The organism is Candidatus Nealsonbacteria bacterium, from assembly GCA_011050465.1.
GTDB lineage: Bacteria > Patescibacteriota > Minisyncoccia > Minisyncoccales > RBG-13-36-15 > RBG-13-36-15.
In genome coordinates, this window is record DRFQ01000004.1 from 1 (window position 1) to 3,081 (window position 3,081).

At 33.3% G+C, this 3,081-nt stretch carries 6 protein-coding genes; 3 read left to right on the forward strand and 3 right to left on the reverse strand.

What is annotated here, in order from left to right:
* Positions 1-63: 63 nt before the first annotated feature.
* Positions 64-234, forward strand: coding sequence for a hypothetical protein (locus tag ENH66_01355; protein HDZ54330.1), 171 nt, complete (start codon positions 64-66; stop codon positions 232-234).
* A gap of 11 nt (positions 235-245) precedes the next feature.
* On the opposite strand, the gene ENH66_01360 is transcribed toward ENH66_01355, so the two are convergent.
* Positions 246-731: a hypothetical protein gene (locus ENH66_01360; protein HDZ54331.1), complete on the reverse strand. Its 486-nt coding sequence runs from the start codon at positions 729-731 to the stop codon at positions 246-248.
* A gap of 245 nt (positions 732-976) precedes the next feature.
* Between ENH66_01360 and ENH66_01365 the strand changes: the two genes are divergently transcribed.
* A complete protein-coding gene (locus tag ENH66_01365) occupies positions 977-1,102 on the forward strand; it encodes a TMEM165/GDT1 family protein (protein HDZ54332.1) in 126 nt (41 codons plus the stop codon).
* Here the strand turns inward: ENH66_01365 and ENH66_01370 are convergent.
* Both ENH66_01370 and ENH66_01375 read right to left on the reverse strand, forming a co-directional pair.
* Positions 1,083-1,742 carry an IS630 family transposase gene (locus ENH66_01370; protein ID HDZ54333.1) on the reverse strand — a complete coding sequence of 220 codons (660 nt, stop codon included), beginning with the start codon at positions 1,740-1,742 and terminating at the stop codon, positions 1,083-1,085. The genes ENH66_01365 and ENH66_01370 overlap by 20 nt on opposite strands.
* Positions 1,697-2,194: a helix-turn-helix domain-containing protein gene (locus ENH66_01375; GenBank protein ID HDZ54334.1), complete on the reverse strand. Its 498-nt coding sequence runs from the start codon at positions 2,192-2,194 to the stop codon at positions 1,697-1,699. The genes ENH66_01370 and ENH66_01375 overlap by 46 nt, the downstream gene beginning before the upstream one ends.
* 109 nt (positions 2,195-2,303) lie before the next feature.
* Here ENH66_01375 and ENH66_01380 point away from each other — a divergent pair, with 109 nt between their 5' ends.
* Positions 2,304-2,876, forward strand: coding sequence for a TMEM165/GDT1 family protein (locus ENH66_01380; GenBank protein ID HDZ54335.1), 573 nt, complete (start codon positions 2,304-2,306; stop codon positions 2,874-2,876).
* Positions 2,877-3,081 lie beyond the last annotated feature (205 nt).

Here is a 3,081-nt window from a genome sequence, read left to right on the forward strand (position 1 = left end):
AGATGTGTATAAGAGACAGGTCCTTTTGGCTTACCACATCCTAATAATAATGGAAAATTTGAAATTTCTGAACCAGAACGCTGTACTGAATGTTCTGCTTGTAAGAGAAATTGTCCTACAATGGCAATTGTATTACAGGAAAAAATAGGTTGTGGTTGTCTTTGGAATGCTAGGGCACAAGCCAAAAATCAGAAAAATAACAGCTGTTCAGATAATAATAGCTGCTGTGGTTGAACTACCGTAGCTTAAAGCCTATGGATTCCTAATTCATTGACCGTAGCCTTAACAGAGTAAGGTCTTACACGATCTCCAAAGGTGTGAATTCCCATCGTTCCAATGGTATCATCATTAATAGACTTAATGATCGTGATGTTATTTTCTTTTAATATTCTAATTCCCTCTTTTTTAAGATTTAAAGAAGCATTTATGTCTCTATTATGATGAACTTTACAGTTTGGACAATACCATTTTCTATCTTTTAATTTAAGCTCCACATTCTTATATCCACAATTTGAACATAATTTTGATGAGGGAAAAAATTTATCTACTACTACTAAATGACTCTTATCTCTTTTACATTTATATTTCAAATAAGTTTTAAATTGATTCCAAGAAAAATCTAAACTTACAGATTTAGCAAGTCCTTTATTAAATCCAAAATTCTTAGAAAAAAAACTTTTCTGCTCTTTATTTGGATAGATTCGTAGTTTTATAGCATCATCATAAGTCATAGATTAATTTTTTAAAAGTAATTTATATATTTAAACAGATACATAGAAATCAATTAATGATTTATGCAAATTTCATCCATGCCGTAAAGGACATGGTTTTCTTTTGTTCTTAGAGATAAAAACCCTTAAAAATTCAATTCCATATTTTCAATTTTTTATATTAATTCTCTAAGTTCATTTCTATTAGATGAATAATCTAATTTAAAATTAAAAAATCTTATTACTTTCTCTTAATATTATTTCTTATGGATTGGGTCATTCTCTTTACAACATTTGGTATCTTATTTCTGGGAGAACTTGGAGATAAAACACAATTAATCGTTTTTAATCTAGCACTAGTACCATCTTCATTTAATTCGGTTTACTCTTGATCTTGAATTTTACCTCTGCTTGTTTTCGAGTAAATTTCCAATTTATGCCAATTTTTTGCTTATTTCGTTCGTGTACCCAAGCTTGGACCTCTTCCCGTAATATCTCCTCGTCAGGAAACCGACGGCCATTCAAGCATTGAGATTCCAAAGCTCCAATTTCTAATTCGGCCTGGTTTAACCAACTTGCATGGACAGGAGTAAAATGAAGCACGAGACGCTTAAAAATGGGATGCTTCTCGCCTAACATTTCTTTAAGGCACTTGAGAGGGTGAGTATTGAGATTATCGGCCATTAAGTGTACTTTTTTGGCTTTAGGATAGTGGTCCGTCATAAGCTCGAGAATAAATTGTGCGTAATCTCGCTTGGTCTTTCTCGTAGATACTTTTAAGAATCGTGTTTTTCCTTTTGGCTCGACACCCACGAAGATATTAGTGGTCCCTTTTCTTTTATAGTGATAGTCCACGCGGATTCCAAAGCCAGGCTTCAAGGGAAGCGATTTTCTTATATCATCTAAAAGTTGGAGGCTTTTTTCATCCACGCAAACAACGGGCTCTTTTTTATTGTAAGGTAGGGCGTAAAGGTCTAATACTTCGTTCATTCGATTAATGTAGAGATCGTCAAGCTTTGGAACACACCACATTTTTTTTTCCAGGGTTTAAGGTCGTGAGATTTCAAGACCTTTTGAATCGAAGTCTTCCCAATTGAAACGTAAAACCGTTTCTCTAATTCGGATTTAATCAGTTCAAGGGTCCAACAGTTCCTTCCTTTCGGAGGAGTTTCGCAAGCTAACGCCGTGACCTTCGTCGAAACTTCGGAGGTAACTATTCTTGGTTGTCCAGGTCTCGGTCTCTCGTTTAAACTCGAATCCAAACCTTCCTCGCAATATCGCTTTCTAATCTTTAAGATAAGACGCTTGCTAACTTTCAAATCATCGATTATATCCTGATAACTTGAACCTTCGTGGCTTTTCAGTAAAATCCAAGAGCGAGTGATCTTTCGGGCGCTATTTTTACCGATTTTTACAATCTTGGTTAATTCCTGTATTTCTTCTTCGCTTAACCGCACTTTATATTTCAATATTTCACCCAAAATAAGTGAGTGATTTTTAAGGTATTTTTATCTATTAGAAAGGAAGTGATATCTGGATATGTATCTTTATTTGAAAAACTTTTAATAAATCATAATTAATATACCGAATTAAGTGAAGTATGTACTAGAACATGAAAAATCCTATAAGATAGGTATTGGAGCTACTATCGGTTTTGCGGTAATTGTCTCTCTTGGAGTTTTTCTTGGAGCAGTAATAACAAAATTCATACCTATTTCAACTATAGCGATAATTTCTGGTATCATTTTCATGGTCCTAGGTATTATTGAAATACCCAAAATTAAAAAACTATACCATGAAAAAAGCGCAAAATTACTTGATAACATTTCAGAAAAGGATGAAGGCGTTGAGGACAGTGATTTAAATGAATCTGTGCCATCTAAATTATCTAAGTTAAAGAAAAACCCATATTTTGCTGGTTTTATTTTCATATTTGTAATGGAACTTGGTGATAAAACTCAAGTCTTAACGATCACGCTTGCTTCTGTTTATTCTTCTACTATTGAAGTGTGGATTGGCTCTTTTTTAGCTCTTGCTAGTCTTGCATGGATGGGTGTTTTTTTTGGAGCATTTATAGCAAAAAAAATACCAAAGTTATATTTGAAACTAGGATCTGCAATAATTTTCATTAGCATAGGTTTAATTACATTACTCATCGCAATTTAACTTGTTAAATGTGTTCCTTTTAAAAAATGTGAATGCTCTGGAAAATTTCAATAGTCAAACTCTTTCTTTTTCGTTTCTTGGAGTAATGTTTTCCTAGTTAAAATATCCATTTCTGCGTTTAACCAACAAAGTTCGTCGTAGGAGCATGAAGATCTGAAAACTTCCTCTGCCTTTTTCTTTATATCTTCAATAGAAGGCATTGGAA